The organism is Roseateles sp. (assembly GCF_047654785.1).
Classification (GTDB): domain Bacteria; phylum Pseudomonadota; class Gammaproteobacteria; order Burkholderiales; family Burkholderiaceae_C; genus Pelomonas.
Genome location: NZ_JASGKQ010000002.1, coordinates 693,765 through 719,993, shown reverse-complemented (window position 1 = coordinate 719,993; position 26,229 = coordinate 693,765). Strand labels below are relative to the sequence as shown.

At 72.8% G+C, this 26,229-nt stretch carries 27 protein-coding genes and 1 pseudogene; 12 read left to right on the top strand and 16 right to left on the bottom strand.

The window, feature by feature from the left end:
• Position 1: 1 nt before the first annotated feature.
• The 8 genes from QM788_RS07775 to QM788_RS07740 form a co-directional block, all read right to left on the bottom strand.
• Positions 2-1,411: an MFS transporter gene (locus QM788_RS07775; protein ID WP_415660915.1), complete on the bottom strand. Its 1,410-nt coding sequence runs from the start codon at positions 1,409-1,411 to the stop codon at positions 2-4.
• Positions 1,386-2,525, bottom strand: a complete 1,140-nt coding sequence (locus tag QM788_RS07770; RefSeq protein WP_415660914.1) for an FAD-dependent monooxygenase — start codon at positions 2,523-2,525, stop codon at positions 1,386-1,388. The genes QM788_RS07775 and QM788_RS07770 overlap by 26 nt, the downstream gene beginning before the upstream one ends.
• Positions 2,522-2,995, bottom strand: coding sequence for an acyl-CoA thioesterase (locus tag QM788_RS07765; RefSeq protein WP_415660913.1), 474 nt, complete (start codon positions 2,993-2,995; stop codon positions 2,522-2,524). Before QM788_RS07765 ends, QM788_RS07770 begins: the two co-directional genes overlap by 4 nt.
• On the bottom strand, positions 2,992-4,659 hold the full coding sequence (locus QM788_RS07760) for an AMP-binding protein (protein WP_415660912.1): 1,668 nt from the start codon (positions 4,657-4,659) through the stop codon (positions 2,992-2,994). Before QM788_RS07760 ends, QM788_RS07765 begins: the two co-directional genes overlap by 4 nt.
• Positions 4,660-4,713: 54 nt before the next feature.
• Positions 4,714-5,583 (bottom strand): VOC family protein, encoded by an 870-nt coding sequence (locus QM788_RS07755; protein ID WP_415660911.1) that lies wholly within the window; start codon positions 5,581-5,583, stop codon positions 4,714-4,716.
• Between the two features lie 83 nt (positions 5,584-5,666).
• Entirely contained in the window at positions 5,667-6,932 is a 1,266-nt protein-coding gene (locus QM788_RS07750; RefSeq protein ID WP_415660910.1) for an alpha/beta hydrolase, read from the bottom strand.
• Between the two features lie 116 nt (positions 6,933-7,048).
• Positions 7,049-7,768 carry a TetR/AcrR family transcriptional regulator gene (locus QM788_RS07745; RefSeq protein ID WP_415660909.1) on the bottom strand — a complete coding sequence of 240 codons (720 nt, stop codon included), beginning with the start codon at positions 7,766-7,768 and terminating at the stop codon, positions 7,049-7,051.
• Positions 7,769-7,827: 59 nt separating this feature from the next.
• Positions 7,828-8,736, bottom strand: a complete 909-nt coding sequence (locus QM788_RS07740; protein WP_415660908.1) for a LysR family transcriptional regulator — start codon at positions 8,734-8,736, stop codon at positions 7,828-7,830.
• 217 nt (positions 8,737-8,953) lie between these two features.
• Between QM788_RS07740 and QM788_RS07735 the strand changes: the two are divergent.
• The 3 genes and pseudogenes from QM788_RS07735 to QM788_RS07725 all read left to right on the top strand — a co-directional run.
• A pseudogene (locus QM788_RS07735) lies at positions 8,954-9,298 on the top strand (hypothetical protein); the annotation flags it as partial.
• Positions 9,299-9,327: 29 nt separating this feature from the next.
• Positions 9,328-10,065 carry a peptidase gene (locus QM788_RS07730; protein ID WP_415660907.1) on the top strand — a complete coding sequence of 246 codons (738 nt, stop codon included), beginning with the start codon at positions 9,328-9,330 and terminating at the stop codon, positions 10,063-10,065.
• 61 nt (positions 10,066-10,126) lie between these two features.
• Positions 10,127-10,996, top strand: coding sequence for an alpha/beta fold hydrolase (locus tag QM788_RS07725; protein WP_415660906.1), 870 nt, complete (start codon positions 10,127-10,129; stop codon positions 10,994-10,996).
• Here the strand turns inward: QM788_RS07725 and nadC are convergent.
• Both nadC and QM788_RS07715 read right to left on the bottom strand, forming a co-directional pair.
• A complete protein-coding gene (gene nadC, locus QM788_RS07720) occupies positions 10,985-11,857 on the bottom strand; it encodes a carboxylating nicotinate-nucleotide diphosphorylase (RefSeq protein ID WP_415660905.1) in 873 nt (290 codons plus the stop codon). The genes QM788_RS07725 and nadC overlap by 12 nt on opposite strands.
• Positions 11,854-12,552 carry a fumarylacetoacetate hydrolase family protein gene (locus tag QM788_RS07715; RefSeq protein ID WP_415660904.1) on the bottom strand — a complete coding sequence of 233 codons (699 nt, stop codon included), beginning with the start codon at positions 12,550-12,552 and terminating at the stop codon, positions 11,854-11,856. The genes nadC and QM788_RS07715 overlap by 4 nt, the downstream gene beginning before the upstream one ends.
• Here QM788_RS07715 and QM788_RS07710 point away from each other — a divergent pair.
• The gene (locus QM788_RS07710; protein WP_415660903.1) at positions 12,551-13,465 is read left to right on the top strand and encodes a septal ring lytic transglycosylase RlpA family protein; all 915 of its coding nucleotides are present in this window, start codon (positions 12,551-12,553) and stop codon (positions 13,463-13,465) included. The genes QM788_RS07715 and QM788_RS07710 overlap by 2 nt on opposite strands.
• Before the next feature lie 31 nt (positions 13,466-13,496).
• Here the strand turns inward: QM788_RS07710 and QM788_RS07705 are convergent, their stop codons facing one another.
• Positions 13,497-15,545 (bottom strand): M13 family metallopeptidase, encoded by a 2,049-nt coding sequence (locus tag QM788_RS07705; RefSeq protein WP_415660902.1) that lies wholly within the window; start codon positions 15,543-15,545, stop codon positions 13,497-13,499.
• Positions 15,546-15,594: 49 nt separating this feature from the next.
• Positions 15,595-16,083 (bottom strand): hypothetical protein, encoded by a 489-nt coding sequence (locus QM788_RS07700; RefSeq protein WP_415660901.1) that lies wholly within the window; start codon positions 16,081-16,083, stop codon positions 15,595-15,597.
• A gap of 92 nt (positions 16,084-16,175) precedes the next feature.
• Here QM788_RS07700 and QM788_RS07695 point away from each other — a divergent pair, with 92 nt between their 5' ends.
• The 4 genes from QM788_RS07695 to QM788_RS07680 are packed head-to-tail and all read left to right on the top strand — an operon-like array spanning position 16,176 to position 19,166.
• Positions 16,176-17,162 carry a KpsF/GutQ family sugar-phosphate isomerase gene (locus QM788_RS07695; RefSeq protein WP_415660900.1) on the top strand — a complete coding sequence of 329 codons (987 nt, stop codon included), beginning with the start codon at positions 16,176-16,178 and terminating at the stop codon, positions 17,160-17,162.
• Positions 17,162-17,740 (top strand): KdsC family phosphatase, encoded by a 579-nt coding sequence (locus tag QM788_RS07690; protein WP_415660899.1) that lies wholly within the window; start codon positions 17,162-17,164, stop codon positions 17,738-17,740. The genes QM788_RS07695 and QM788_RS07690 overlap by 1 nt, the downstream gene beginning before the upstream one ends.
• Complete coding sequence (lptC, locus tag QM788_RS07685; RefSeq protein ID WP_415660898.1) at positions 17,737-18,396, top strand: LPS export ABC transporter periplasmic protein LptC; 660 nt, start codon at positions 17,737-17,739, stop codon at positions 18,394-18,396. Before QM788_RS07690 ends, lptC begins: the two co-directional genes overlap by 4 nt.
• A complete protein-coding gene (locus QM788_RS07680; protein WP_415660897.1) occupies positions 18,393-19,166 on the top strand; it encodes an SDR family oxidoreductase in 774 nt (257 codons plus the stop codon). The genes lptC and QM788_RS07680 overlap by 4 nt, the downstream gene beginning before the upstream one ends.
• Before the next feature lie 80 nt (positions 19,167-19,246).
• Here the strand turns inward: QM788_RS07680 and QM788_RS07675 are convergent, their stop codons facing one another.
• On the bottom strand, positions 19,247-19,762 hold the full coding sequence (locus QM788_RS07675; protein WP_415660896.1) for an RNA recognition motif domain-containing protein: 516 nt from the start codon (positions 19,760-19,762) through the stop codon (positions 19,247-19,249).
• A gap of 224 nt (positions 19,763-19,986) precedes the next feature.
• Here QM788_RS07675 and QM788_RS07670 point away from each other — a divergent pair, with 224 nt between their 5' ends.
• The 3 genes from QM788_RS07670 (at position 19,987) to QM788_RS07660 (ending at position 23,328) form a co-directional block, all read left to right on the top strand.
• Positions 19,987-20,886 (top strand): hypothetical protein, encoded by a 900-nt coding sequence (locus tag QM788_RS07670; protein WP_415660895.1) that lies wholly within the window; start codon positions 19,987-19,989, stop codon positions 20,884-20,886.
• Positions 20,887-20,926: 40 nt separating this feature from the next.
• The gene (locus QM788_RS07665; RefSeq protein ID WP_415660894.1) at positions 20,927-21,568 is read left to right on the top strand and encodes a MarC family protein; all 642 of its coding nucleotides are present in this window, start codon (positions 20,927-20,929) and stop codon (positions 21,566-21,568) included.
• Positions 21,569-21,651: 83 nt separating this feature from the next.
• On the top strand, positions 21,652-23,328 hold the full coding sequence (locus QM788_RS07660) for a GMC family oxidoreductase (protein ID WP_415660893.1): 1,677 nt from the start codon (positions 21,652-21,654) through the stop codon (positions 23,326-23,328).
• 37 nt (positions 23,329-23,365) lie between these two features.
• Here QM788_RS07660 and QM788_RS07655 read toward each other — a convergent pair whose 3' ends face one another.
• Genes QM788_RS07655 through QM788_RS07645 form a run of 3 tightly spaced genes read right to left on the bottom strand, consistent with a single transcriptional unit; the run spans position 23,366 to position 24,191 of the window.
• On the bottom strand, positions 23,366-23,677 hold the full coding sequence (locus QM788_RS07655) for a type II toxin-antitoxin system RelE/ParE family toxin (protein ID WP_415660892.1): 312 nt from the start codon (positions 23,675-23,677) through the stop codon (positions 23,366-23,368).
• On the bottom strand, positions 23,674-23,970 hold the full coding sequence (locus QM788_RS07650) for a YlcI/YnfO family protein (RefSeq protein WP_415660891.1): 297 nt from the start codon (positions 23,968-23,970) through the stop codon (positions 23,674-23,676). The genes QM788_RS07655 and QM788_RS07650 overlap by 4 nt, the downstream gene beginning before the upstream one ends.
• 35 nt (positions 23,971-24,005) lie before the next feature.
• Positions 24,006-24,191 carry a hypothetical protein gene (locus QM788_RS07645; protein WP_415660890.1) on the bottom strand — a complete coding sequence of 62 codons (186 nt, stop codon included), beginning with the start codon at positions 24,189-24,191 and terminating at the stop codon, positions 24,006-24,008.
• A 37-nt stretch (positions 24,192-24,228) separates the two neighbouring features.
• Here QM788_RS07645 and QM788_RS07640 point away from each other — a divergent pair, with 37 nt between their 5' ends.
• Positions 24,229-26,223 (top strand): B12-binding domain-containing radical SAM protein, encoded by a 1,995-nt coding sequence (locus QM788_RS07640; RefSeq protein ID WP_415660889.1) that lies wholly within the window; start codon positions 24,229-24,231, stop codon positions 26,221-26,223.
• Positions 26,224-26,229: the final 6 nt, after the last annotated feature.

Sequence of the window (26,229 nt, the reverse complement as noted above, 5' to 3'; positions counted from 1 at the left end):
ATCAAGTGAAGTGGCGTTCGGAGGGGGCGTGGCTGGCGGCCGGCCGCGCGGCGGCGGCCGAGGCGGGCAAGGCCCCCGAGCGCCAGAACAGCAGCACGGCGACGAGGGCCAGCGCGGCCGGGACCGCCGCGGCGAGGAACAGGTTCGCCGTGGTCCAGTTCAGGCGCATCAGCTCGCCGCCGATCACCGGTCCGAAGATCGAACCGAGGCGGCCGATGCCGAGCGCCCAGCCCATGCCGGTCGAGCGCACGGACGTCGGGTAGTAGACGGCGGCCAGTGCATTCAGCGCCGTCTGGCCGCCGAGCACGCAGAAGCCCGCGGCGACGATCGCCAGGCAGGCGAGCAGCATCGAGCCGGCCACCTGCCCGATCAGCGCGATGGCCACGGCCGCGGTGACGAAGGTGACCGCGAGCGTCGGGCCGAAGCCGCGCCGGTCGACGAACCAGCCGAGCAGCAGGTTGCCGACGATGCCGCCGACCCAGAAGATCGTGCCGGCGAGGACCGCCTGCGAGCCGCCGTGCCCGGCTTCGGACATGATCACCGGCAGCCAGTTCGCCAGGAAGTAGGCGGCCAGCAGGTTCATGAAATTGACCGTCCACAACAGCACGGTGCCGGTGCCCATCGCATCGCGGAACAGATGCATGAAGGGCACGCCCTGCTTCTTCTTCTCGGGGACGACGAAGACCGTGTCGGCCGTGATCCGCAGCGAGGGGTCGATGCGTTCGAGCCAGCGCTTCACGGTACCGAGGCGGCGGCCCTGCAAAGCGAGGAACTGCAGCGATTCGGGCATGACCCCCAGCATCACCAGGCCGACGACCAGGGGCGCCACCGCGCCGGCGATGAAGACCGAGGACCAGCCGAAGGCCGGCAGCAGCGCGGCCGCGATCGCACCGCCGACGGCGCCGCCGACGATGAAGCCCGACGACGTGATCATCATCAGCGTCACGCGGATGCGCGCCGGGCTGAACTCGCCCGCCAGCGCCACGGCGTTCGGGATGATCGCGCCCATCGCCAGGCCGGTGGCGAAGCGCAGCAGCAGCAGTTCGCGCACCGAACTCGCCTGCGCGGTGGCGAACATCGCGGCGGACAGGAACAGCATCGCGCCCACGAGTACCGGCCTGCGGCCGATCCGGTCGGCGACCGGCCCGAGGCACAGCGCGCCCAGGGCCATGCCGACGAGGCCGGCGCCGAACACCGCGCCGAGATCGGCCTTGGCGATGCCCCATTGCTTGATAACGGCCGGTGCCACGTAGCCCATCGCCTGCACGTCGAAGCCGTCGATGACCAGGCACAGCGCACAGAGCATCAGGACGAGCATCTGCGACCGGCCCAGGCGGCTGCGGTCGATCACGTCGGAAACGTTGAGGGTGCTCACGTGGATCTCCTTAACGGTCCGTGGCCCGCAGCGCATCGAAGGCGGCGGTGAAGTGGGGGTCGCGCTTGCGCAGGTCGTCGTGGCTGACCTGGCCGGTGCGCCGCATGTAGTCATAGGCGAAGCTGACGGGGTCGAGGTGCAGCTTGCCCGCCACGTTCTCGTACCAGTCCAGGCTCCTGGCGGCCGACTGCTGGAACGAGGAGGACGCGGGGCGGCGCTCGGCCTCGAAGGCGGCGAAGGCGGCCTGCACGTCGCCCGGATGCGCCGCCAGCCCGCGCTGCAGCGCGATCGCGTCCTGCATCGCCATGCGCGTGCCCGAGCCGAGCGAGAAGTGCACGGTGCGCAGCGCGTCGCCGAGCAGCACGATGTTGCCGTGCGTCCAGCGCTCGTTCTTGACGATGTTGGCTTCGAACCAGAGCGAGCGGTTGCTCAGCAGCTCGTTGCTGCCGAGTTCGGCGCCGAACACCTGGGCGCAATAGCGCCGGCTCTCGTCCTCGCTCGCGCGGTCCAGGCCGGCACGCCGCCAGGTGTCCGGGTCGACCTCGACCAGGAAGGTCGACAGCGTCGGGCTGTACTGGTAGCTGTGGGCGATGAAGACCCCGTGCTCACTCTCGCGGAAGATCAGCGAGACCGGATGGAAGCGCTGGCGGGTGCCGTACCAGGCGAACTTGTTGCGCCGCTTCTCGAAGCTCGGCCGGAAGTGCTCGGCATACTGCCCACGCACCGCGCTGTTGCCGCCGTCGGCGGCGACCAGCAGGTCGCAGTCGGCGGCCAGCGCGCCCACGTCCTCGACGCGGCGGCCGTATTCGATGCGGATGCCTTCGCGTTCGCAGGCCCGCTGCAGCGTGTCCAGCATGTCGATGCGCGAGGTGCGCGAGAAATGGTTGCCGTGCACCTGCACGTGGTGGCCGCGGTGCACGATCTCCATGTAGTCGCAGCGCTCGTGGTGCGCGGTGAACTCGGCGAAGAACTCGGGGTCGGCGTCCTTCAGGAAGGCCAGGCCCACGTCCGAGAACACGACGCCCCAGCCGTAGGTGGCCCCTTGCGGGTTCTGCTCGATGACACGGATGTCGTGCGAGCGCTCGTGCTTCTTGGCGAGCAGGGCGAAGTAGAGGCCGGCCGGGCCGGCGCCGATGATGGTGATCTTCATGCGTCAATCTCCTGAATGGACGCCGCGCAGGCGTCCCGGTAGCGCTCCAGCGCAGCACGGAAGGGGGCGGGGATCTCGATCGAGCGGCGCTCGTCGCGCGCCACGCAGACGGGGGTCAGCCTGGCGATGAACACGACATCGCCTTCCAGCGTCCGGCCGGTGATCTCGAGCGTGTAGGTGCGGGTCGAGATCTCCGCCACGCGCACGGTCATGTCGAAGTCCTCGTCGGGCCACAGCGAGCGGCGGAAGTCGAAGGACAGCGCGCGGCTCGGCGTCCCGAAGCCCTGCTCCCGCTTCGCGCGCTGCGGCGTCGTCTCGAACAGCGCGCCGTAGAACAGCTCGGCCGACGACAGCACGTACTCCGAGAACGTCACCGTGTAGACGACGCCCGCGGGGTCGCACTCGCCCCACTTGACGCGGCGCCGCACGACCAGCGGCACGGTGGACAGCACTTGCTCGGTGGCGATCATGGCCGGCCCCCTTCGGCGGCCAGGAGGTCGGCAATCAGCTTCTTCAGCGCCGGCTTGTCGACCTTGCCGACACGGGTCACCGGGTAGGCCTCCAGGACCTCGACGCGCTCCGGGCACTTGTACTTGGCCAGCCCCTGCGCGACGAGGAAGGCCGCCAGCTCCTTCACCGTCGGCGCCGCCATGCCCGGCCGCGGCACGAGGAAGATGCAGCCCTTCTCGCCGTAGATCGGGTCGGGCATCGCCACCAGCTTGGCGTCGGCCACGGCCGGATGCCTGGCGACGAAGCCCTCGACCTCCTCGCAGCCGATCTTCTCGCCGCCGCGGTTGACGTTGTCGCGCAGCCGGCCTTCGAAGGCGTAGTACGTCTGCCCGTCCACGACATGCGCGGTCATCATGTCGCCGGTGCGGTAGAAGCCATCGGACGTGAAGGCTGCGGCGCTCGCCTCGGGGTTGTCGAAGAAGCCCGTGAGGCTCGACGGGCCGCGGAAGCACATCTCGCCCGCCTGGCCCGGCGCGACGGGCGCTTCGGAGTCGGGATCGAGCAGCCGCACCTCGTCGTCGGCATTGCCCGACGCGCCCTGCGTGTGGTGGCGCGCGGCGGGCGGCGCATCTGCCGGCGAGCCGAGCAGCAGCCCTTCGGTGATGCCGTAGAGGTTCGAGCACGGCACGCCCAGGTGCGCCTCCAGCGTGTCGGCGCGGCTCATCGTCGCGAACAGGCGCAGCGAGGAGAGGTCGTGGCGCGCGACCTCGGTGTAGGCGAGCAGCTGTGGCGCGATCGGGCCGATCGACAGCGCGTGGGTGACGCGGTGCGTGGCGATCAGCTCCAGCATGCGCGCGATGTCGACCCTGGGCATCAGCACCGTGGTGACGCCGAACGCGGCCGCCGGCACGAGCGCGTAGAGCTGGCCGGCGTTGTGCAGCAGCGGCAGCGACCAGATCACGCGGCAGTCGGCATCGATGCGATAGCACCGCATCCAGCCGGCCGCATGGCCGAGGTACTCCGCGTGGAAGCGCGGGATGATCTTCGGCACGCCGGTCGTACCGCCGGAGAGCTGGAAGCTGAGCACGTCCTGCGGCCCCAGCGGCAGCCCGGCCAGGCGGCGCCGCGCCGCGTCCAGCGGCATGCCGTCGATCAGGGCCTCGGCCGAGGTCAGCCCGGGGCGCGCGCCGCGCACGACGACGAGATGCTGCAGCGACGGATGGCGCGCAACCATGGACTGCGCGAAGCCGACCAGGTCGACGCTCGAGCCGAAATCGGCCTGCACGAAATAGCCGCGCGCGCCCGACTGCTGCGTCAGTTGCCCGATCTCGATCTCGCGGTGCTGCGGCAGCGAGCACACCGGCACGATGCCGGCCTTGTAGCAGGCCAGCAGCACGACCGCGGTCTCGACGCTGGTGCCGAGCTGGAATATCGCGCGGTCGCCGGTGGCCAGGCCCATCGCCAGCAGCGCGGCGGCGAGGCGGTCGGTCGCCTCATCGAGTTCGCGGAAGTCGATCGTGCGCTCGTCGCTGATGAAGGCCGGCTGGTCCGGGCATTCGGACGCGACCTGGCGCAGCGCGTCGCCGACCGTGCGGCCGATCCACGCGCCGGTGGCCAGGGCGGCGGCTGCGCGTTCGGGCGACGGGTAGGTGACGCCGGCGATCCGGCTCAATATGGGGTCCATCGTTGTCTCCTTGGGTCTTGTTGGGTGTCGTTGGGTCTTGCGGGTGCGGCCGGCCTACGGCTCGATGCGGACGCGGTCCCGATCGAACCGCGTGATGCGGCCGCGCAGGCCGCCGGTGAAGAGGCCGTACCAGACCGCCGGCTTCAGGCCCAGCGCCTTGCGTTCGAACTCAATCGGCCCGTCGGCCTCGATCACGTCGTAGCCCTCGGCCGCCCTGATGCGGCAATCGCTGCGCGCGGCCGCGTCGCGCACGATCGACGCGAACTCGTTCACCTGGGGCACGTAGAGGCGCACACCCGCGGCGCCGGGAAGGCGCGCGTCGAGCAGCGCGGCCTTGCGCGCCCAGACCTCGTCGATCGCGGTGATGCGGCGGCCGGCCGCGGCGGCGGCGGCCTCGGCCTCGACGGCCGCCTGCAGCGTCAGCGCGCCATCGTCGGCATCGACCGCGCCCAGCGGACGCAGCTTGCGCGTGAACTCGATGAAGTAGCCGTTCGGATCGCGCACGTAGATCGACTCGATCACCTCGTGGCGCGTCTCCACCGACACCTTCAGGCCCTGCGCCTCGAGGCGCCGCTTCCAGGCCTGCAGTGCCTCGGCGCTATCGACCAGCCAGGCGGTGTGCGTGGCGTCGGTGACGTGGTCGTCGGGCAGCGGCGGCGCCTGGTCGCGCCCGGCCATCGCGGCCGGCGCGTCGCTGCCCAGGTAGTAGAAGAAGGCGATCGTGCTGCCGTTGCCGCTGTCGAAGAAGAAGTGCAGGAAGTCGGGATGGGTGGCCGGCCCCCAGCCGCGCGCGGAGATCACGTGGACCAGCGGCAGGCCGAGCTTGTCGCGGTAGAACTCGATCGTCTCACGCAGCTTCCAGGTCGGGCGCGCGGTGTGGTCGACGCCGTTGAGGCGCAAGGCGGGCTGGGCAAGGGATGGCATGGTCGGGCTCCGGTTCGAAACGTTGGGCAAAGCAGCGGCATCACCGGTGACGGACCGGCGTTGCAGCAGCGGGAAAAGATCAGTTAGGCGGGAAAGGTGTCGCGCAGCCAGGCCGCCAGCAGGCGCCCCGCGTCGAGACGGCCGGGCGCTTCGCCGGCAGACAGGGCGCGACCGTGGTGGTCGCCGCGCACGCGGTGGTGCGTCTTGTGCGTGGACCCGATCGACTCGACGATGCGGGCCACGTCGAGCGGGAAGCAGGCCTGATCACCCGTGTATTCGACGACCAGCACCGGCTGCGTCAGCGCGGGGGCCGTCCGGGCCAGGCTCGCGTTCGACGACAGGGCCGACCAGGTCGAGAGCCAGCTCTCCGGCGTGCATTGGCGCGCGAAGCCGACGGCCCCGAAGTTCGACGCGAAGGGGTCGCCCCCCCAGAGCGAGCCGAACTTGCGATCCGACGGGTCCAGCGACAGGTCGAAGCAGCGCAGGTCGGCATCGGTGCGCCACACATTGATGATCGGCGTGTGGGCCGCGAGGCGCCGGTCCTCGGCCGTGGCGTCGGCGCCGGCGTCCTTGACGCGCTGGCGGGCCGCCAGGCGCCGCCCGATCAGCTCGCGCGTCGCCGCGTCGATGCGCGCCACGCGCTCGCGCTGCGCCGCGCGGTAGCGCTCGACGAAGGCCGCCGGGTAGCGCGTGCCCTTCGGCCCCGCATAGCCGTTGGCCGGATCCAGCGGATCGAGCGAGGGATCGACCGACAGCGGGTCGGCTTCGTCCGTGACGGACGGGTCGATGCAGTTGAGCAGCAAGGCGCCCTGGCCCGGATGCGGCCCGACGAAGACCAGACCATCGACAGCGGGCATGTCGAGTTCGGCGAGCCGGGTCGGCTTGCCCGCGGGCGTGCGGGCGATCCGCTGCGCGCCCGGCAGCGCCGACTGCTGCGCGTAGAAGGCATACAGCCCGGCGCCTCCCGAATTGCCCAGCAGCACGATGCGCCGGAAGCCGCGCGACTTCAGGTAGGACAGGCCGGCTGCCACGTCGTGCAGGGCGAACTCGTGCTCCAGGCGCAGGTCGTTGCCGACCGAACGCGGCGACTGCGACCAGGCCGCATAGCCCGCCCCGACGATGTCGGGGATCAGGTAGTGGCAGGCCATGAACTCGCGCGGGTGCATGACGCACACCACCGTGTCGCCGGGCGTCGCGCCCTGGTAGAGCGAGCCGCCGGTGGCCGCGCCGTCGGCCGTGCGCAGCGTGACGTTGGTGGTGACCGTGCCTGGGGGCACGTCGCGCGGATTCCAGTCGGTGTTCAGGAAGCCGGCGGTCGCCTGGGTCGAGGACGGGGACGATGCACTCATCTGTCGTTACGCCGGACGCCGGCGCCTCTCATTGACGTGGATCAATGATAGGAACTGTCGACAGTATCGTCAAATATTTGACGTTAGTGTAAATACCGATGTGCCAGGCGGCCCCTTCAGCGGCGGTTCGCGCGCCTCGCCTCCGCCTCGAAGACCTCCAGCGCCTCACGCATCTGGCCCACCGCATCCTCGATGCCCACGGCCTGCGCGCGCCGCGCCTTGTCGGGGCGGAGCAGGCGCAGGCCGAAGTCGGCGATCGTGCCGGCGACCACGTCCGCCGGGGTTTCGCCGCGCGAGTCGAACCACCACGCACTCCAGTTGCACATGCCGATGATCGAGAACGCCGCGATGCGCGCGTCCGTCCCGCGGCGGAACTGGCCGCCGTCGATGCCGCGCTGGATCACGCGCATGAAGTGGTTCAGCAAGGCGCGGCGCGCGCCCTGGGCCGCCGTGCGGTGCGGTTCCGGCAGGCTGCTCTCGCTGCGCTCGACGACGCGGAACTGCACCGGATGCGACAGGATCAGGCCGGCATGCTGCTCGATCAACAGCCGCAGCGCCTCGTCGGCGGGCAGTTCGTCGCGGCCCGAGACCGACTGCGCCAGCGCGCTCGCCTTCTCGGTGACCTCCTCGGTCAGGACCTCCAGCATCGCCTCCTTGCTCGGGAAGTAGTAGTACAGCGCGGTGCGGGTCGTGCCGACGGCGTCGGCGATGTCGTTGATGTTGGTGCCGGCGAATCCCTTCTCGATGAAGAGCAGGGAGGCGGCATCCAGGATGGCCTGCCGCTGCGCGTCGCTGCGCGTCGGTCGCGGCCTTTTGGGGGTGGGTGTGGTTGGCATGGTTCGGTCGCCTCGAAGGCCGGGGCTTTCAGCGGCGATCGTCAACGGATCGGCGCATCCTATGCCGGCGCGGCGGCCCCGAGGGCCACGTGGCGGGCCAAGGCCTCGGCCAGCGCGTCGAACACGACGCGGCACGGCGCGCTGTGGCGCAGGTCTTCGTGCATGGCCACCCAGGTGTCCAGCGGCCAGCCGAATGCGCCGGCCAGCACGCGCTCCAGCCGCGGCTCGCGCCACGCCAGCGCCACCTGGCAGAAGCCGATGCCGGCACCCGCGCGCATCAGCGCGAGCTGCGCCAGGTCGGAATCGCAGCGCAGCGCGAGGCCGTCCCGGCCGATGCCGCCCAGCCGCTTCGCGCCGGCGCGGATGAAGGGCGTCAGCGTGTCGAAGCCGATCAGCGCGTGCCGGCGCAGGTCGGCCGGCGTCGCGGGGCGGCCGCAGCGGTCCAGGTAGTCGGGCCGCGCATGCAGGCCCAGGTCGACGCGGCCGATGCGCCGCGCGATGAGCTGGCTCTGCCCGGGCGGCGTCATGCGCACGGCGATGTCCGCCTCGCGGCGCAGCAGGTCCTGCAGCTGGTTGCTGAGCGACAGCTCCAGCACCAGCCCCGGATGCTGCGCGCGCAGCCGCGCGAACACGTCGGCCAGCACCTCCACGCCGATGACCTCGCTGGCCGTCACCCGCACCGTGCCGCACACCCCGTCGCCACGCGCGGTGGCCGCCCGCTGCAGCGCGGCGGCGGCGGCCTCCATCTGCTCGGCGTGGCCGCGCAGCGCCAGCGCCGCCTCGGTGGGCAGCAGGCCGGTGGGCGCGCGCGTGAACAGCGCCTGGTCCAGCAAGGCCTCCAGCGCGGCCACGTGCCGGCCGGCGGTGGGCTGCGTCAGCCCCAGCGCCCGGGCCGCGCCGGACAGCGAGCCCTCGCGCAACACCCCCAGAAAGGTGTGCAGCAGATCCCAGGGCAGCGTCGAGGCCATGCGCCAATGTATGGCCGCCCAGCCATCTTCAGCAATTCCCAGGCAGCCCAACGGTTTCCAGAATGCCCGCCATCGACACGGATTCGGGAGCCCGGCATGCCCGGCAAGGACGACACGGCGCTGGTGCTCGGCGCGAGCGGCGGCATCGGCGGCGAGGTGGCGCGGCAGCTGCGCGACGCCGGCTGGCGGGTGGTGGCGCTGAAGCGCGGCCTGGCGGCGCGGCGACGCGCTGCCCGCGTTCGCCGCCTTCCACATGGCCGGCCACTGGGACGCCACCGGCGGCGAGATGGCCGAGGCCATCCGGCGCGTGGTGGTGCGGCACGGCGGCCGGCCGCCGCGCCTGCGCGCCTTCCCGTGGCGGCTGCTGGCGCTGGCGTCGCCATTCGTCGCCACGCTCCGGGAGATGCGCGAACTGCGCGGCCTGTGGCGCCAGCCGGTGCGCCTGGACAACACCCGCCTCGTCGCCGCGCTGGGCCGCGAGCCGCACACGCCGCTGGACGAGGCCGTGCAGGCGACGCTGCGCGGCCTGGGCTGCCTGCCCGGCCCACCCCGGCCGCGATAATCGGCCCAGCCCACTCGCCCCGACACCCCATGACCTATTGCGTCGCCATGCGCCTGCGCGCCGGCCTGCTGTTCGCGTCCGACACCCGCACCAACGCGGGCGTGGACCACATCGCCAGCTTCCGCAAGATGTACCAGTTCCAGATCCCGCACCAGCGCGAGATCGTCGTGCTGACCGCGGGCAACCTGGCCACCACGCAGTCCGTCATCTCGCTGCTGAACCAGCGCCTGCACGGCGAGGGCGAGCACCTGCTGAACGTGCCGTCGCTGTACGACGCCGCCGTGCTGCTGGGCCGCACGCTCCGGGAGGTCGTCACGCGCGACGACAGCCCCCACGGCGCCGGCGTGGACTTCGGCGCCAACATGCTCATCGGCGGCCAGATCAAGGGCGAGGGCCCGCGGCTGTTCCACGTCTATCCGCAGGGCAACTTCATCGAGGCCACCGAGGACACGCCCTATTTCCAGATCGGCGAGAGCAAGTACGGCAAGCCCATCATCGACCGCGTCATCCGCTACGACACGACCGCGCTGGACGAAGCGGCCAAGTGCACGCTGGTCAGCTTCGACTCGACCATCCAGTCCAACCTGTCCGTGGGCCTGCCCATCGACATGCTGATGCTGCGCGCCAACCAGTTCGACATGGCGATGAAGCCGCCGCACCGCATCGGCCGCGACGACCCCTATTTCCTCGCGCTGCGCAACGGCTGGAGCGCGGGGCTGCGCAAGGTCTTCGACGAGCTGCCCAACGAGCCCTGGTTCGACGCGTGAGTGTGGCCCCCCGTCCGACCCCCCGAGGGCGGCGCTCGGCCCGAAATACCTGGAAATCCGAATGATCCTGGAACCCTGGGCGCACGCGTCGCCCGTCACGGGCACGATGCTGCGCGGCTGGTGCACGCCGCCCACCGGGCGGCCGCTGCTGCACGTGCTGCACGGCAACGGCTTCTGCGGCCGCGTCTACGAGCCGATGCTGCAGGCGCTGGCCGCCGACTTCGACCTCTGGCTGTGCGACCTGCCCGGCCACGGCGACAGCGACGCGATGGCGCGCTTCCCCGGCTGGAACCTGTTCGCGCAGGCGGCGCTGGAGTCGGCCCGCACCGCCACGGCCCGCTACGGCGCCGTGCCGCGCGTGGCGCTGGGCCACAGCCTGGGCGGCGTGCTGACGGCGCTGATGCTGGGCGAGCCCGGCCAGCCCTTCCAGCGCGCCGTGCTGCTGGACCCGGTGCTGTTCCCGCCCGCGATGCTGCTGGCCATGCGGCTGGGGCTGGCGCGCTTCAACCCGCTGGCGCGCGCGTCGCGCCGCCGCCGTCGCCAGTGGCCGGACCGCGCCGCCGCCGCCCGGGCCCTGCACGGCCGCGGCACCTACAAGGGCTGGACGGACGAGGCGCTGCAGGCCTTCGCCGCGCATGCGCTGCGCGACGACGGGGCCGGCGGCGTGACGCTGAAGTGCGCGCCCGAGCTAGAGGCGGCCATCTTCGCGTCCGGCCCGCGCGGGCTGTGGCCGGCCGTGAAGCGCGTGGCCGCGCCGACGCTGATCGCCCACGGCCGCGACACCATGCCCTTCGTGCTGGCCGGCGCGCGGCACGCCCGGGCGCTGAACCCGCGCGCCATCGCCACGCAGGCGGTGGACGGCGGGCACTGCTTCATGCAGCAGCACCCGGCCGACGCCGCGGCGCTGGCGCGGCGGCACCTACTGGGCTGACGGCCCCAGCACGCGCATCGAGTAGTCCACCGCGCGCACGTCCTTGGTCAGCCGGCCGATGGAAATGCGGTCCACGCCGGTGGCGGCGATCCAGCGCAGCTGCTCCAGCGCCACGCCGCCGGACACCTCCAGCAGCGCCCGGCCGGCATTGACGGCCACCGCCTCCCGCATCAGCGGCTCGGTGAAGTTGTCCAGCAGCACGCTGACGGCGCCCGCGTCCAGCGCCTCGCGCAGCTGCGCGAGGGTCTCCACCTCGACCTGGATGTCCACACCCGCGTCCAGCGCCTGCGCGGCGCGCAGGGCCGCGCCCACGCCGCCGGCCGCCGCGATGTGGTTCTCCTTGATGAGGATGCCCGCGTACAGCGCCAGCCGCTGGTTCTGCCCGCCGCCCACGCGCACCGCGTACTTCTGCGCCAGGCGCAGGCCGGGCAGGGTCTTGCGCGTGTCCAGGATGGCGCAGCCCCGGGGGTTGGGGCTGGCGCCGGCCACCGCGTCCACGTGCGCGCGCGTGGCCGTCGCCGTGCCGGACAGCAGCTGCAGGAAGTTCAGCGCCGGCCGCTCGGCCGACAGCAGCCGGCGGCCGTCGGCCTCGATGCGGCAGACCACACTGTCCGCCGCCATCGCCGCGCCTTCGTCGACCAGCCACTCGATGCGCGCCGTGGCGTCCAGCGCGGCGAACACGCCGTCGAACCAGTCGCGGCCGCACAGCACCGCCGGCTCGCGCACCCGCACCTGCGCCGCCACGCGGCGGCCGGCGGGCACCAGCTGCGCCGTCCAGTCGCAGCGGCCGATGTCCTCGGTCAGCGCGTCGCGGATGTTGCGCGCGCGGGCCTGCGCCAGCGTCTCTTCGTCGTAGCTCATTCGGCCGGCCCCACGGTCAGCGAGATCTCGCCCAGGCCCTCGATGCGGCCGGTGAGCACGTCGCCCGCCGCCACCGCGCCCACGCCGGCCGGCGTGCCGGTGTAGATCAGGTCGCCCGGGTGCAGCCGGTACAGCTGCGACAGGTTGGACACGATCTCGGCCTGCGACCAGATCATGTCGGCCAGGTCGCCGCGCTGCTTCTGCACGCCGTTCACGGCCAGCGTGATGGCGCCCCGCGCCAGCGGCCCCACCTCGCTGGCGCGCACGATCTCGCCGAGGATGGCCGACTGGTCGAAGCCCTTGGCCGTGTCCCAGGGCCGGCCGGCCGCCTTGGCCTCGGCCTGCAGGTCGCGGCGCGTCATGTCCAGGCCCGGCGCATAGCCCCAGATCGCGGCCGCGGCCGCCTCGGGCGTCGCCTTGAACACCGGCGCGCCCAGCGCGATCACCAGTTCCATCTCGTGGTGGTAGTCCCGGGTGGCCGCCGGATAGGGCACGGTCGCGCCCGAGGGCGTCAGCGCGGTGGCCGGCTTGGTGAAATAGAACGGCGGCTCGCGCGTCGGGTCGGAGCCCATCTCGCGGGCATGATCGGCATAGTTGCGGCCGACGCAGAAGATGCGGCGCACCGCGTAGCGCGCGTCCGTGCCCCGCACGGGCGCGCTGGGAATCTCGGCCGGAGGAAAGACGAAGTTGCTCATGGCATGGCATCGACGAGGAAGGCAGGCTGCGCAGCATACTGGCCCGGCCTGGCTGCTGCTGGCGCTGGCGCTGCTGGCGGGCTGCGCGACGCGCCCCGGCGGCGGCGGGCGGGACGGCCCCGAGGCCCGCCCGCCACCCCACCTGGCCCAGGTGCCCGACGCCGTGCCGCGGCTGGACCCCATCCGCATCGGCGGCCCCAACAAGCCCTACGAGGTGCTGGGCGAGCGCTACGAGCCGCTGAAGGGCGACGTCGCCTACGCCCAGCGCGGCCTGGCGTCCTGGTACGGCACGAAATTCCACGGCCGGCCCACGGCCAGCGGCGAGGTCTACAACATGTACGCCATGACCGCCGCGCACGCCACGCTGCCCATCCCCAGCTACGCCCGCGTGCGCAACCCGGTCAACGGCCGCGAGGTCATCGTGCGCATCAACGACCGCGGCCCCTTCCACAAGGGCCGCATCATCGACCTCAGCTACACCGCTGCGCTCAAGCTCGGCCTGCTGCACGGCGTGGGCCCGGTGGAGGTGCGGCGCATCACGCACGCCGAGATCCGCGCCGGCCTCTGGCCCGGGCCGGGCCGCGCCCCGGCCGGCGACCCGCCGCCCGTGTTCGCGCCCGACACCGCCCCCGGCGCGCCGGGGCGCGAGACCACGCAGCCGGCCGCGGCCGCCGGGGGCCGCGCGTACTGGCTGCAGTTCGGCGCCTTCGCGCGGCTGGACGGCGCCGAGGCGCTGCGCCGGCGCGTGGCCGAGGCCGACCTCGGGCTGCTGCCGCTGCTGGCCGTCGTCCGCGAGGCCGGCCTGTACCGGCTGCGCGCCGGCCCCTTCCCGAGCGGCGACGAGGCCCGCGCCCAGGCCGAGCGGCTGCGCGGCGACCACGGGCTGGCCGCCAGCGTGGTCGAGAAGCGCTGAGCCTGAATCCGGCAGTTGGGCATGCCCAGGGTCACCACAGCTTGCAGTGCCGCCCCGCCGGCTTCACGAGCTTGGCGCCGGGCTTGCACGCGAAGGCCTGCTCGAACGCCGGCATGTTGGCGACCACGCCGTTGATGCGCCAGCGGGCCGGCGAATGCGGGTCCACCTTGGCCTGCACGCGCAGCGCCTCGGGGCGGGCGTCGGCGCAGTCCCATTGCGCGAAGCCGACGAAGAAGCGCTGCTCGGGCGTCAGGCCGTCGCGGCTCTCGCCGGGCCGGCCTTGCGCATGCGCCTTCCAGGCCTCCCAGGCGAGCACCAGGCCGCCGAGGTCGGCCAGGTCCTCGCCCAGCGTCAGCCGGGAATTGATCTTGATGTCGTCCACCACGGTGTAGCCGGCGTACTGGTCGGCCACGCACGAGGCGCGCCGCTCGAACTCGCGGGCGTCCCGCTTCGTCCACCAATTCTTCAGGTTGCCCTGGGCGTCGAACTGCCGGCCTTCGTCGTCGAAGCCGTGCGTCAGCTCATGGCCGATGGTGCCGCCGGTGTTGCCGTAGTTGGGCGCGTCGTCCAGGCGCGGGTCGTACAGCGGCGGCTGCAGCACGCCGGCGGGGAAGTTGATGTCGTTCATCTGCGCGTCGTAGTAGGCGTTCACCGTCTGCGGCGTCATGCTCCACTCGCCGCGGTCCAGCGGCTGGCCGATCTTGGCGAGCTGGCGCCGCGCCTCGAACACGTTGCCGCGCACGACGTTGCCGAGGAAGTCGCCGCGCCGCACGTCCAGCCCGGCGTAGTCGCGCCAGCGCTCCGGGTAGCCCACCTTGTTGACGATGGCCCGGAGCTTCTCGTGCGCGCGGGCCCGGGTCGCGGGGCTCATCCAGGCGAGGCCGTCGATGCTGCGCGCCATCGCGGCCTCGATCTCGCCGGTCATCCGCACGGTGGCGGCCTTCAGCTCGGGCGTGAAGTTGCGCGCCACGTACTCCTGGCCGAGCGCCTCGCCGAGCTGCGCGTCCACCAGCGCCACGCAGCGCTTCCAGCGCGTCTTCAGCTGCGGCGTGCCGGCCAGGGTCCGGCCGTAGAAGTCGAAATTGGCCTGCACGAAGCCGCCGTCCAGCGCGTCGCCGAGGCTGCTGGCGAGCTGCCAGCGCAAATAGGCCCGCACGTCGGCCACGCTCATCGCCTTCAGGCGCCGGTCCAGCGCCTTGAAGAAGGCCGGCTCGGTCACGTTGATGCGGTCGGCCGCGCCCGCTGCCGCGCCCAGGGCCGTGCGGTAGGCCGCCCAGTCGAAGCCCGGCGTGAGCGCCTGCAGCCCGCGCGCATCGACGACGTGGAATGTCTTGTACGGGTCGCGCTTGTCGACCTTGGACAGCGAGGCCCGCGCCAGCGCCGTCTCCGTGGCCAACACCGCGCGGGCGCCGGCCCGGGCGGCGGCCGGCGTGTCGCCCAGCAGCGCGAAGGTGCGCGCCACGTGGGCCTCGTAGGCCGTGCGCACGCCGAGCGTCCGGGCGTCGCGCTTCAGGTAGTAGTCGCGGTCCGGCAGGCCCAGGCCGCCGGCGGAGGCGAAGGCGATCTGGCGCGTCGCGTCGGCGAAGTCCTGCCCCGCGCCGAAGCCGAAGAACAGCCGGTCGTTGTGCGCCGCCGGGTGCAGCGCGGCCAGCAGCGCGGGCAGGTCCCGCTTGTCCTTCAGCGCGGCGATGCGGTCCAGCCAGGGCTGCAGCGGCTGCAGGCCGGCGGCCTGCACCGCGGCCTCGTCCATGCACGCGGCGAAGTAGTCGCCCAGCCGGGCCTGGTTGGCGCCGCGGCCCTCGGGCTGCGCGGCCAGCTTGTCCAGCACGCCCCACAGGTAGCGCTGGTTCTCGTTGGCCATCTTGGCGTAGACGGACCAGCGGGACTGGTCCGCCGGGATGGGGTTGTGGCGGCTCCACGACCCGCAGGCGAAGCGGTAGAGGTCGTCGCAGGGGTCGGCGCTGCGGTCCATGGCCGCCACGTCGAGGCTGGGCGTGTAGGGCAGCGCGTCCAGCGGGGCCTCGTCGGCCGCCTGGGCGGCGAGCGCGGCGAACAGGGTGCAGAGCAGCAGGCGTTTCATCGGGATGCGGGCGGGAGGGGGTGGATCGTGTGCCGCCGACGGCGGCGCGTCAGGCGCCCCGGGCCGGCGCGGCGCAGCCCTGAGCCTGGGCCATGCCGCGCAGGAAGCCGCGCCGCACGCCGCCGGCCGTGATGGCCGCGCCGACCTGGCGGGCATAGCGCTCCGCGCCGCTAAGCTTGCGCACCCAGCCGCGGAACGGGATGACGCCCTCCGCCGAGCGCTGCAGCGCGCCGGTGGCGGCGTCCTCGCCGCGCTCCAGCAGGCCGGTGTGGCCGGGGGCGGCTGGGGCGTCGAGGTCGGGGCCCAGCACCTCGTCGAGCTCGCGGATGCCGCGCGCCAGGCCCGGGCAGCTGGCGTCGGCCGGCGCCGCATACGGTGCGGCGGCCGCGGCCTTCAGCACCGGCGGGATGTCCGCGCGCACGACGTTGAGGTCGGACAGCGGCGTGGTCGCGGCCGCGGCGACCTGGTCCTGGCTGGAACTGGCGCAGGCGGTCAGCGCGAGCGCGGCGATGAGCGGGGTGAGGGTGTGGATTCGCATGGCCCGCGCATCATCCCAGGTCCGGCGGCCCCTGCGGGACGCCACGGGCCGCCGGAACCCGTGCATCGCGGGCGCTTGTCTACACTGGCCGCATGAGTTCCTCCCCGTTGGCCGCCGAGCGCGCCATCCGCATCGGCCGGCAGGCCCTGGACGTCGAGGCGCGCGCGCTGTCCAGCCTCGCGCCGCGCCTGGGCGAGGCCTTCGCCCGCGCCGTGGCGGCCGTGCTGGCCTGCCGCGGCCGCGTGGCCGTCATGGGCATGGGCAAGAGCGGCCACGTCGGCCGCAAGATCGCCGCCACGCTGGCCTCCACCGGCACGCCCGCGCTGTTCGTCCACCCGGCCGAGGCCGCGCACGGCGACCTGGGCATGGTCACCGGCGGCGACGTGGTGCTGGCGCTGTCCAACTCCGGCGAGAGCGACGAGCTCAACGCCATCCTGCCCGTGCTCAAGCGCCTGGGCGTGCCGGTCATCGCGATGACCGGCCGCGCCGCGTCCAGCCTGGCCGCCCATGCCGACGTGGTGCTGGACAGCGCCGTCGCCGAGGAGGCCTGCCCGCTGCAGCTCGCCCCCACCGCCAGCACCACCGCGCAGATGGCGCTGGGCGACGCGCTGGCCGTCGCGCTGCTGGACGCGCGCGGCTTCAAGGCCGAGGACTTCGCCCGCTCCCACCCCGGCGGCGCGCTGGGCCGCAAGCTGCTGACGCATGTGCGCGACCTGATGCGCCACGGCGACGCGCTGCCCCGCGTCGCCGCCGGTACGCCGTTCACCGCGCTGATGCGCGAGATGAGCGAGAAGGCGCTGGGCATGGCGGTCGTCGTCGACGGCGAGGACCGCGTGCGGGGCATCTTCACGGACGGCGACCTGCGCCGCCTCGTCGAGCAGGGCCGCGACCTGCGCGCGCTGACCGCCGCCGAGGTCGCCCACCCGCGGCCGCGCACCGTCGGCGCCGACGCGCTGGCCGTGGACGCCGCCGACCTGATGGAGGCCGCGCGCATCACCGTCGTGCTGGTGGTGGACGAGGGGCAGAAGCTGCTCGGCGCCGTCAGCATCAACGATCTGATGCGGGCCAAGGTGATCTGATGGCGGCGCTGAGCTTCCCGCCCGAGCTGCTGGTCCGGGCCCAGGGCACGGGCTTGGCCGTCAAGCTGGCGCTGTTCGACGTGGACGGCGTGCTGACCGACGGCCGCATCTACATCGGCGAGCGCGGCGAGGAGTTCAAGGCCTTCTCGACGCTGGACGGCCACGGCCTGAAGTCGCTGCAGCAGGCCGGCATCACGCCGGTCGTCATCACCGGCCGCGACAGCCCCGCCGTGCGCCGCCGCGTCGCCGACCTGGGCCTGGCGCACGCGCTCTACGGCGTCGGCGACAAGCTGGCCGCCGCCGAGCCGCTGCTCGCTCGGCTCGGCGCGGGCTGGGGCGAGGTCGCCGCCATCGGCGACGACTGGCCCGACCTGCCGCTGCTGGCCCGCGCCGGCTTTGCGGCCGCGCCGCCCGGCGCCCATGCCGAGGTGCGGGCCATCGTCCACCACGTCACCCGCGCGGCCGCCGGGTTCGGCGCGGCGCGCGAGTTCTGCGACCTGCTGCTGATGGCCGCCGGCCACTACGACCGCCTGCTGCGCACCCACCACCAGACGCTGGACGGGGGCGCCGCCGCATGACCCCCGCCGCGCTGCCCGCGCCGCCGCCGCGCCGCGCGCCGCCCCGGCCGCTGCTGTGGCGCGTGCAAAGCCTGCTGTCCAACTACCTGCCGCTGCTGCTGATGGCGCTGCTGGCCGGCGGCACCTGGTGGCTGGTCAAGCACACGCCGCTGCTCGGCGAGCCGGGCGCGTCCGCGCCGGCGCGCCACGTGCCCGACTACCGCATGGCCCGCTTCGAGATCCAGCGCATCGGCGCCGACGGCCGGCTGAACGTGCGCATCGCCGGCGCGGAGCTGCGCCACTACCCGGACACCGACACCGTCGAGATCGACCAGGTGCGCATGCGCGCGATCGCGCCGGACGGCAGCCTGGCCATCGCCGAGGCCCGCCGCGCGCTGAGCAACGGCGACGGCAGCGACCTGCAGCTGATGGGCGGCGTGCACCTGCGCCGCCTGCCGCCCGGCGCGGGCGAGGACGCGCCGCCCCAGCTGGAGATGCGCGGCGAGTTCCTGCAGGCGCTGGCCAACGCCGAGATCCTGCGCTCCCACCTGCCCGTCACCGTGCGCCAGGGCGGCACCACGCTGGACGCGCAGAACTTCGAGTACCGGCACCTGACCGGCCAAGTCCGCTTCACCGGCAAGGCGCAGGGGCGGATCCTGTCGAAGGCACGCCAGTGAGCGAGCTGGTCTTCATTACCGGCGCCTCCAGCGGCATCGGCCAGGCGCTGGCGCTGCGCTTCTACCGCGACGGCGCCCGCCTGGCGCTGGTGGCGCGCCGCACCGAAGAGGTGGTGCGCTGGGCCGCCGCACAAGGGCTGGACGCCGCGCGCTGGCAGGTCTACGGCGCCGACGTGTCCGACTGCGACGCCATGGCCCGCGTCGGCCGCGAGTGCATCGCCGGCCAGGGCCTGCCCGACATCGTCATCGCCAACGCCGGCATCAGCATCGGCATGGACACCACGCAGTTCGCCGACCTGGACGTCATGCGCCGCGTGTTCGCCACCAACAACCTCGGCCTGGCCGCCACCTTCCACCCCTTCGTCGCGGCGATGAACGCGCGCGGCAGCGGCACGCTGGTCGGCATCGCCAGCGTCGCGGCCATCCGCGGCCTGCCCGGGCACGGCGCCTACAGCGCCAGCAAGGCCGCCGTCGTCGCCTACTGCGAGAGCCTGCGCGGCGAATGCCGGCCGTTCGGGGTGCGCGTGGTCACGCTGCTGCCCGGCTACATCGACACGCCGCTGACGCGCGGCAACCGCTACCGCATGCCCTTCCTGATGCCGGTGGACGCCTTCGCCGACCAGGCCGCGCGCGCCATCCGCGCGCAGGCCAGCTACCGCGTCATCCCATGGCAGATGGGCGTGCTGGCCAAGATCCTGCGGCTGCTGCCCAACGCGCTGTACGACCGCGCGCTGGCCGGCCGCGGCCGCAAGCGGCGCGCGGGCGAGTGACCCTGGACCGGCTGGCTGACCGGAAACGAAACAAGGCGCCCGAAGGCGCCTTGTTTGACTGGTGCGTGGAACGCGGGCGATCAGTAACCGCCGCCGCCGTAGCCGCCACCGCCGGAGCGGCCACCGCCACCACCGTAGCCGCCGCCACCCGAGCGGCCACCGCCGCCGTAGCCGCCGCCGCCACCACCGTAGCCGCCGCCGCCCGAGCGGCCACCGCCGCCGTAGCCACCGCCGCCACCACCGTAGCCGCCGCCACCCGAACGGCCACCGCCGCCGTAGCCACCGCCGCCACCACCGTAGCCGCCGCCGCCCGAACGGCCACCGCCGCCGAAGCCGCCCGGACGCTCTTCACGAGGACGGGCCTCGTTGACGACGATGGCGCGGCCTTCCAGGGCCTGGCCGTTCATGCCGTTGATGGCGGCTTGCGCCTCGGCGTCCGAACCCATCTCGACGAAACCGAAACCCTTGGAACGGCCGGTCTCGCGGTCCATCATGACCTTCGCGGAGGTCACGGTGCCGAATTGACCGAACGCTTCTTGCAACGACTCGTCACGCACGCTGTAGGCCAGGTTGCCCACATAAAGCTTGTTTCCCATGGGGAAGCCCTTCTCTCTGCTCAAAACCAAAAAACCATGTGGAGCTTCAACCCATCGTGAACCATTCAAGCGAAGGTGCGGCGTCCAGACACAGGCGCTTGATTATGTCGGCGGGGTCCGGGGATTGCGGGGCGCCGCCCCGGCAAGTGTTGTTTTTCAGAGCTAGCACAAACCCTCGCGCGGCGGCGGCGTCATGCGGCCGTCATCGCTACCATCGCCGGCCCATGACGACGCCCCTGATCCCCGCCCTCGCCCGCGTGCTCGCCAGCATCGACGCGCCCCGCAACCTGCGCGCCCTGCATGCGCTGCTGACGGCCTTCTGCGTCGCCGGGCTGCTGCTGGCCATGGCGCGCTCGGCGCTGGGGCGCGAGCAGGAGCTGCTCAGCGCGCTGTGGCTGGGCCTGGCGCTGGCCGTCGCTTTTTTCGGGGTCAACGCGACCGGGCTGATGGTGATGGACCAGGCGCGCGGCCTGCCGGTGCGCGACCCGCGCGATGCGCTGTCCGACGCGCTGCGCGGCGCGCACCGCGTGCTGCTGGCGCTGCTGGCCTGCGTCGCGGCGGCCGGCGCGGCCGCGCTGGTGCTGGCCGGGCTGTTCTGGGCCACGCGGCTGCCGGGGGTGGGCGCGCCGCTGCTGGCGCTGGTGCTGCCGGCCGGCGTGCTGGTGCTGGGCGGCATGGCGTTCGCGCTGGTAATCCTGGTCGGGCCGCTGGCCGGGCCGGCGGTGTGGGCCGGGCAGCGCAGCGCGGGCGTGCTGCGCTTCCTGCGCGGCCGGCTGCGCCACGGCCTGCCGGAGACGGGGCTGCTGATGGCCGCCGTCTACCTGCTGGTCGCGCTGGCGACGGCGGCGGTGAGCTTCGTCGTCGTCACCGGCAGCCGGCTGGTGGCGGGGCTGGCCATCGTCGGCGCGGGCGTGGAACTGCCGGCGCAGCAACTGCTGGCCGGCGTGATGGGCCTGGGGCCGCGCGCGCTGAGCGCCAGCGGCGTGCCGCTGGAGGGCGGCGCGCTGGGCCTGGCGGCGCTGACCGGCGGCGGCGTGGTGTTCGCGCTGGCGCTGGTGCTGCCGACGCTGGTCTGGCTGCGCGGCTGCTGCGCGGTGTACCTGGCGCTGACGGAAGGCGAATGAGGCCGGGGCCGGCCCGCGCACGCACGCACAATCCGCCGCCATGGACATCTACAAGCCCCTCGTCGCGCTGCTGGCCATGGTGAATCCGGTCGGCGTGGTGCCCTTCTTCATCCACTTCACGTCGTCGTTCTCGCGCCAGCAGCGGCAGCGCACCATCCTGGTCAGCGCCTGCACGGCCGGCATCGTCATCGCGGTGTCGGCGCTGTTCGGGCTGAAGATCATCGAGTTCTTCGGCATCTCGCTGGCCAGCTTCCAGGTGGGCGGTGGCTGCCTGCTACTGATCAGCTCGCTGCAGATGCTCAACGCGCAGCCGGCCGAGGCGCGCAGGGAGGAGGTCTCGGAGGGCAACACCCGCGCCGATGCCGGCGCCAGCATCGCCGTCGTGCCGCTGGCCATCCCGCTGCTGACGGGGCCGGCCACCATCTCCACCATGGTCATCTATGCCGACAAGACCCGCGTCTGGTGGGAACTGGCCGTGCTGTGCGGCTACGGCGTCGTCGTCGCGACGGTGACCTTCATCGTCTTCTCGGCGTCCGGCAAGATCGCCAAGGTGCTGGGGCAGACGGGTATCAACATCATGACGCGGCTGATGGGCCTGATCCTCGCGGCGCTGGCGGTGGAGTTGCTCAGCGACGGCCTCATCAAGCTGTTCCCGGTGCTGGCCGCGCACTCGGTGAGCTGAGCCCGATGGCCCTGCCGCAGCTGCCGCGCTGAATTACGCTTGGGCCCCGCACCTCCCTCGACCGACCGCCCCCGTCAGCGCCCATGCCCCAACCAGGTTTCGACTACATCATCGTCGGCGCCGGCACCGCCGGCTGCCTGCTGGCCAACCGGCTCAGCGCCGACCCGGGCAAGCGCGTGCTGCTGCTCGAGGCCGGCGGCAAGGACGACTACCACTGGATCCACATCCCCGTCGGCTACCTCTACTGCATCGGCAACCCGCGCACCGACTGGTGCTTCAGCACCGAGGCGGAAGCGGGGCTGAACGGCCGCCGGCTGCGCTACCCGCGCGGCAAGGTGCTGGGCGGCTGCTCCAGCATCAACGGCATGATCTACATGCGCGGCCAGAGCCGCGACTACGAGCACTGGGCCGACCTGACCGGCGACGACGCCTGGCGCTGGGAGCAGGTGCTGCCCGCCTTCCGCCGCCACGAGAACCACTGGCGACTGGACGAGCCCCAGGCCGCGCCCGAGGGCTTCGACGCGCTGCACGGCCCGGTCGCCGGCCAGAAGGGCGAATGGCGCGTGGAGCAGCAGCGCCTGCGCTGGCCCATCCTCGACGCCTTCTCCGCCGCCTGCAGCCAGGCCGGCATCCCCGCCACCAGCGACTTCAACGCCGGCAGCAACGAGGGCGTGGGCTATTTCGAGGTCAACCAGCGCAAGGGCCTGCGCTGGAACGCGGCCAAGGCCTTCCTGCGCCCGACCTGCCTGGGCCGGCCCAACTTCGAGCTGTGGACCGGCGCGCAGGTGCGCCGGCTGCGGCTGCTGCAGGACGGCAGCGGCACGGCCGGCCTGCGCTGCAGCGGCGTGGAGGTGCAGACGCCGCACGGCATCGAGCAGCCGTGGCTGAATGCGGGCGGCGAGGTCATCCTCGCGGCCGGCGCCATCGGCTCGCCGCAGCTCCTGCAGCTGTCGGGCCTGGGCCCGGGCGCGCTGCTGCAAGGCCTGGGCATCACGACCGAGCGGGACCTGCCCGGCGTGGGCGCCAACCTGCAGGACCACCTGCAGATCCGCGCCGTCTACCGGGTGCAGGGCGCCCGGACGCTGAACACGCGCGCCGCGTCGCTGCTGGGCAAGGCCATGATCGGCCTCGAATACGCGCTGCGCCGCAGCGGCCCGATGAGCATGGCGCCCAGCCAGCTCGGCGCCTTCACGCGCAGCAGCACCGGCAAGGCCTGGCCCGACCTGCAGTACCACGTGCAGCCGCTGTCGCTGGATGCCTTCGGCGAGCCGCTGCACCGCTTCGACGCCTTCACCGCCAGCGTCTGCAACCTGAACCCGAGCAGCCGCGGCACGGTGCACGTGACCTCGCCCGACCCGGCGATGGCGCCGGCCATCCGGCCCAACTACCTCTCCACCGACGAGGACCGCCAGGTCGCCGCCGACAGCCTGAAGCTGACCCGCCGCATCGTCGCGCAGCCGGCGCTGGCCGCGTTCAAGCCCGAGGAATACAAGCCCGGGCCGCAGTACCAGACCGACGAGGAACTGGCCCGCCTGGCCGGCGACATCGCCACGACCATCTTCCACCCGGTGGGCACCTGCCGGATGGGCCGCACGGACGACGAGCATGCGGTCGTCGATCCCCGGCTGCGCGTGCGCGGCGTGGCCGGCCTGCGCGTGGCGGACGCGAGCGTGATGCCGACGATCACCAGCGGCAACACCAACGCGCCGACGCTGATGATCGCGGAGAAGCTGGCGGGGTGGCTGCGGGGCGGTGGCTGAGGCGGGAACTCGCGCTTCGGATGGCCGCCAGCACCGGTCAGTGATAGTCGTCTTCGAGCTGGTGGCGCACGGCCAGCACGGTGACCTCCGAGGCGCTCTCGATCTCGAACAGCGCCACATAGCCGCTGTGGCCGAAAGGAATGAGCAGTTCGCGCAGGAAGGGGTCGGCACCCGCCTTGCGGTAGATGAAGGGGCTGCGGCCCAGGCCGTCGATGGCGTGGGCGATGGTGGCCAGCGCTTCGTCCGCCAGATCGAGGTCTTCGACCGCAACCGCCCGGTCCAGCAGATGTTCGTAGAGGCGGCGCAGATCGTCCCGCGCGGCTTCCGTGAAGCGAACCGCGCAGCTCACCGGCGAACCTTGCCCGCGCCCTTCCCCGCCAAAGCCGCGCGGCGCTGCGCCAGCTTGCCGGCCAGTTCCCCGAGCACGGCATCCGCCGCGATGTAGACGCCCGTCCGCTTCGCATCCTCACGAGAGGCCAGGCCGCGCGCGATGAACTCGGCGCGGGCACGCCGCCGCTCGATGCTCTCGCGAACCGCCCCCTCGATGAAGCTGGACAGGGTTTCCCCGTCGCCGAGCACGCGCTCGGCCGCATCACGCAGTTCGGGCTCGACGCGCAGGGAAGGCAAGGTGGCGGTTTTCATGGCGGCAGGCCGGTGCGTTGCAATTGCGATCCATTCTACGCAGCCAGCACCCGCCCAACCGCCGCCAGCAACCCCTGCCACTGCGCCGCCGTATCGACCGGCAGCCGCTGGAAGCCGCGCCCGCCGGCGAGCTTGGCGTCGGCGAACAGGCCGTGCAGCGCGCGCAGCTGGCGCAGCAGCGGCTCCAGCGTGGCGAGCGTCGAGGGCGTGGCGTGTTTCATCGCGGCGCGCAGCATAGGGCCGCACGACAATCCCGCCATGCCCCTGCCCTCGCCCCGCGTGCTGGCCGTCATCCCGCCGATGACGCAGCTGAACACGCCCTACCCGTCCACCGCCTACCTGACCGGCTTTTTGCGCTCGCGCGGCATGGACGCGCGCCAGGTGGACCTCGCGCTGGCGCTGGTGCTGGCGCTGTTCTCGCCCGCCGGCCTGGCCCAACTGCGCGACGCCGTGCAGGCGCTGCCGCCCGAGCGGCAGACGCCGCAGACGGCGTGGTTCGACGGCGAGTTCCGGTCGATCGCCGCCGCCACGCCGCGCGTCATCGCCTTCCTGCAGAGCCGCGACCCGACGCTGGCGCACCGCATCAACACGCGCGCCTTCCTGCCCGAGGGCGCGCGCTTCGCGTCGCTGGACCATTACGTCGGCGAGGACGGCGAAGACCCGCTGGCCTGGGCCTTCGGCGCGCTGGGCCTGCAGGACCGCGCCCGGCACCTGGCGACGCTGTTCCTGAACGACCTCGCCGACGTGCTGCGCGACGCGGTGGACGCGCGCTTCGAGTTCGTGCGCTATGCCGAGTCGCTGGCCGCCGCGCAGGCGCATTTCGACCCGCTGGCCGACGCGCTCGCCGCGCCGCCGCACCTGATCGACCGCACGCTGCACGCGCTGACGCTCGCCGCGCTGGACGAGCACGCGCCCGACGTGGTGCTGCTGTCCGTGCCCTTCCCCGGCTCGGTCTACGCGGCGCTGCGCATCGCGCAAAGCGTCAAGGCCGCGCGGCCCGGGGTGGTGTGCGTGCTCGGCGGCGGCTACGTGAACACCGAGCTGCGCGAGCTGGCCGAGCCGCGGCTGTTCGACTTCGTCGACTACGTGACGCTGGACGCCGGCGAGCGGCCGCTGCTGGCGCTGCTGGAGCACGTCGCCGGCCGGCGCTCGAAGGCCCGCCTCGTGCGCACCTTCTGGCGCGACGGCGGCGAGGAAATCGCCGCCGGGCCGCCCCAAGGCGATTTCGCCCCCCTCGGGGGGACGGGCGAGGCACAGCCTCGCACGCGGGGGCCAACAGTTCGGTACACCCACTTCGCCGAGCCCGACGTGCCCTTCGCCGACGTCGGCACGCCGACCTGGGACGGCCTGCCGCTGGACCGCTACCTGTCGCTGCTGGACATGCTCAACCCGATGAACCGGCTCTGGAGCGACGGCCGCTGGAACAAGCTGACCGTGGCCCACGGCTGCTACTGGAAGAAGTGCAGCTTCTGCGACGTGAGCCTGGACTACATCTCGCGCTACGAGGCCGCGTCGGCCGAGGTGCTGGTGGACCGCATCGAGGCCATCATCGCGGAGACCGGGCAGACCGGCTTCCACTTCGTCGACGAGGCCGCGCCGCCCAAGGCGCTGAAGGCGCTGGCCGAGGAGCTGCTGCGGCGCGGCGTGGCGATCAGCTGGTGGGGCAACGTCCGCTTCGAGAAGACCTTCACGCCCGAGCTGTGCCGGCTGCTGGCCGACAGCGGCTGCATCGCCATCTCGGGCGGGCTGGAGGTCGCGTCGGACCGGCTGCTGAAGCTGATGCAGAAGGGCGTCAGCGTCGAGCAGGTGGCGCGCGTCACCAAGGCCTTCGCCGACGCGGGCGTGCTGGTGCACGCCTACCTGATGTACGGCTTCCCGACGCAGACCACGCAGGACACCGTGGACGCGCTGGAGTACGTGCGCCAGCTGTTCGAGCACGGCTGCATCCACAGCGGCTTCTTCCACCGCTTCGCCTGCACGGTGCATTCGCCGGTGGGCATGAACCCGGCGGACTACGGCGTCACGCTGCAGCCGCTGCCGGCCGACGGCCGCTTCGCCCGCAACGACATCGCCTTCATCGACCCCACGCCCACCGACCACGACGGCCTGGGCCAGGGGCTGCGGAAGGGCCTGTACAACTTCATGCACGGCATCGGCGTGGACAGCGACATCCGCAGCTGGTTCCCGGTGCGCGTGCCGAAGACGACGGTGCCGCGGCGCTTCGTCGAGCGCGCGCTCGCGGCGGCGCGCTGACGCCGC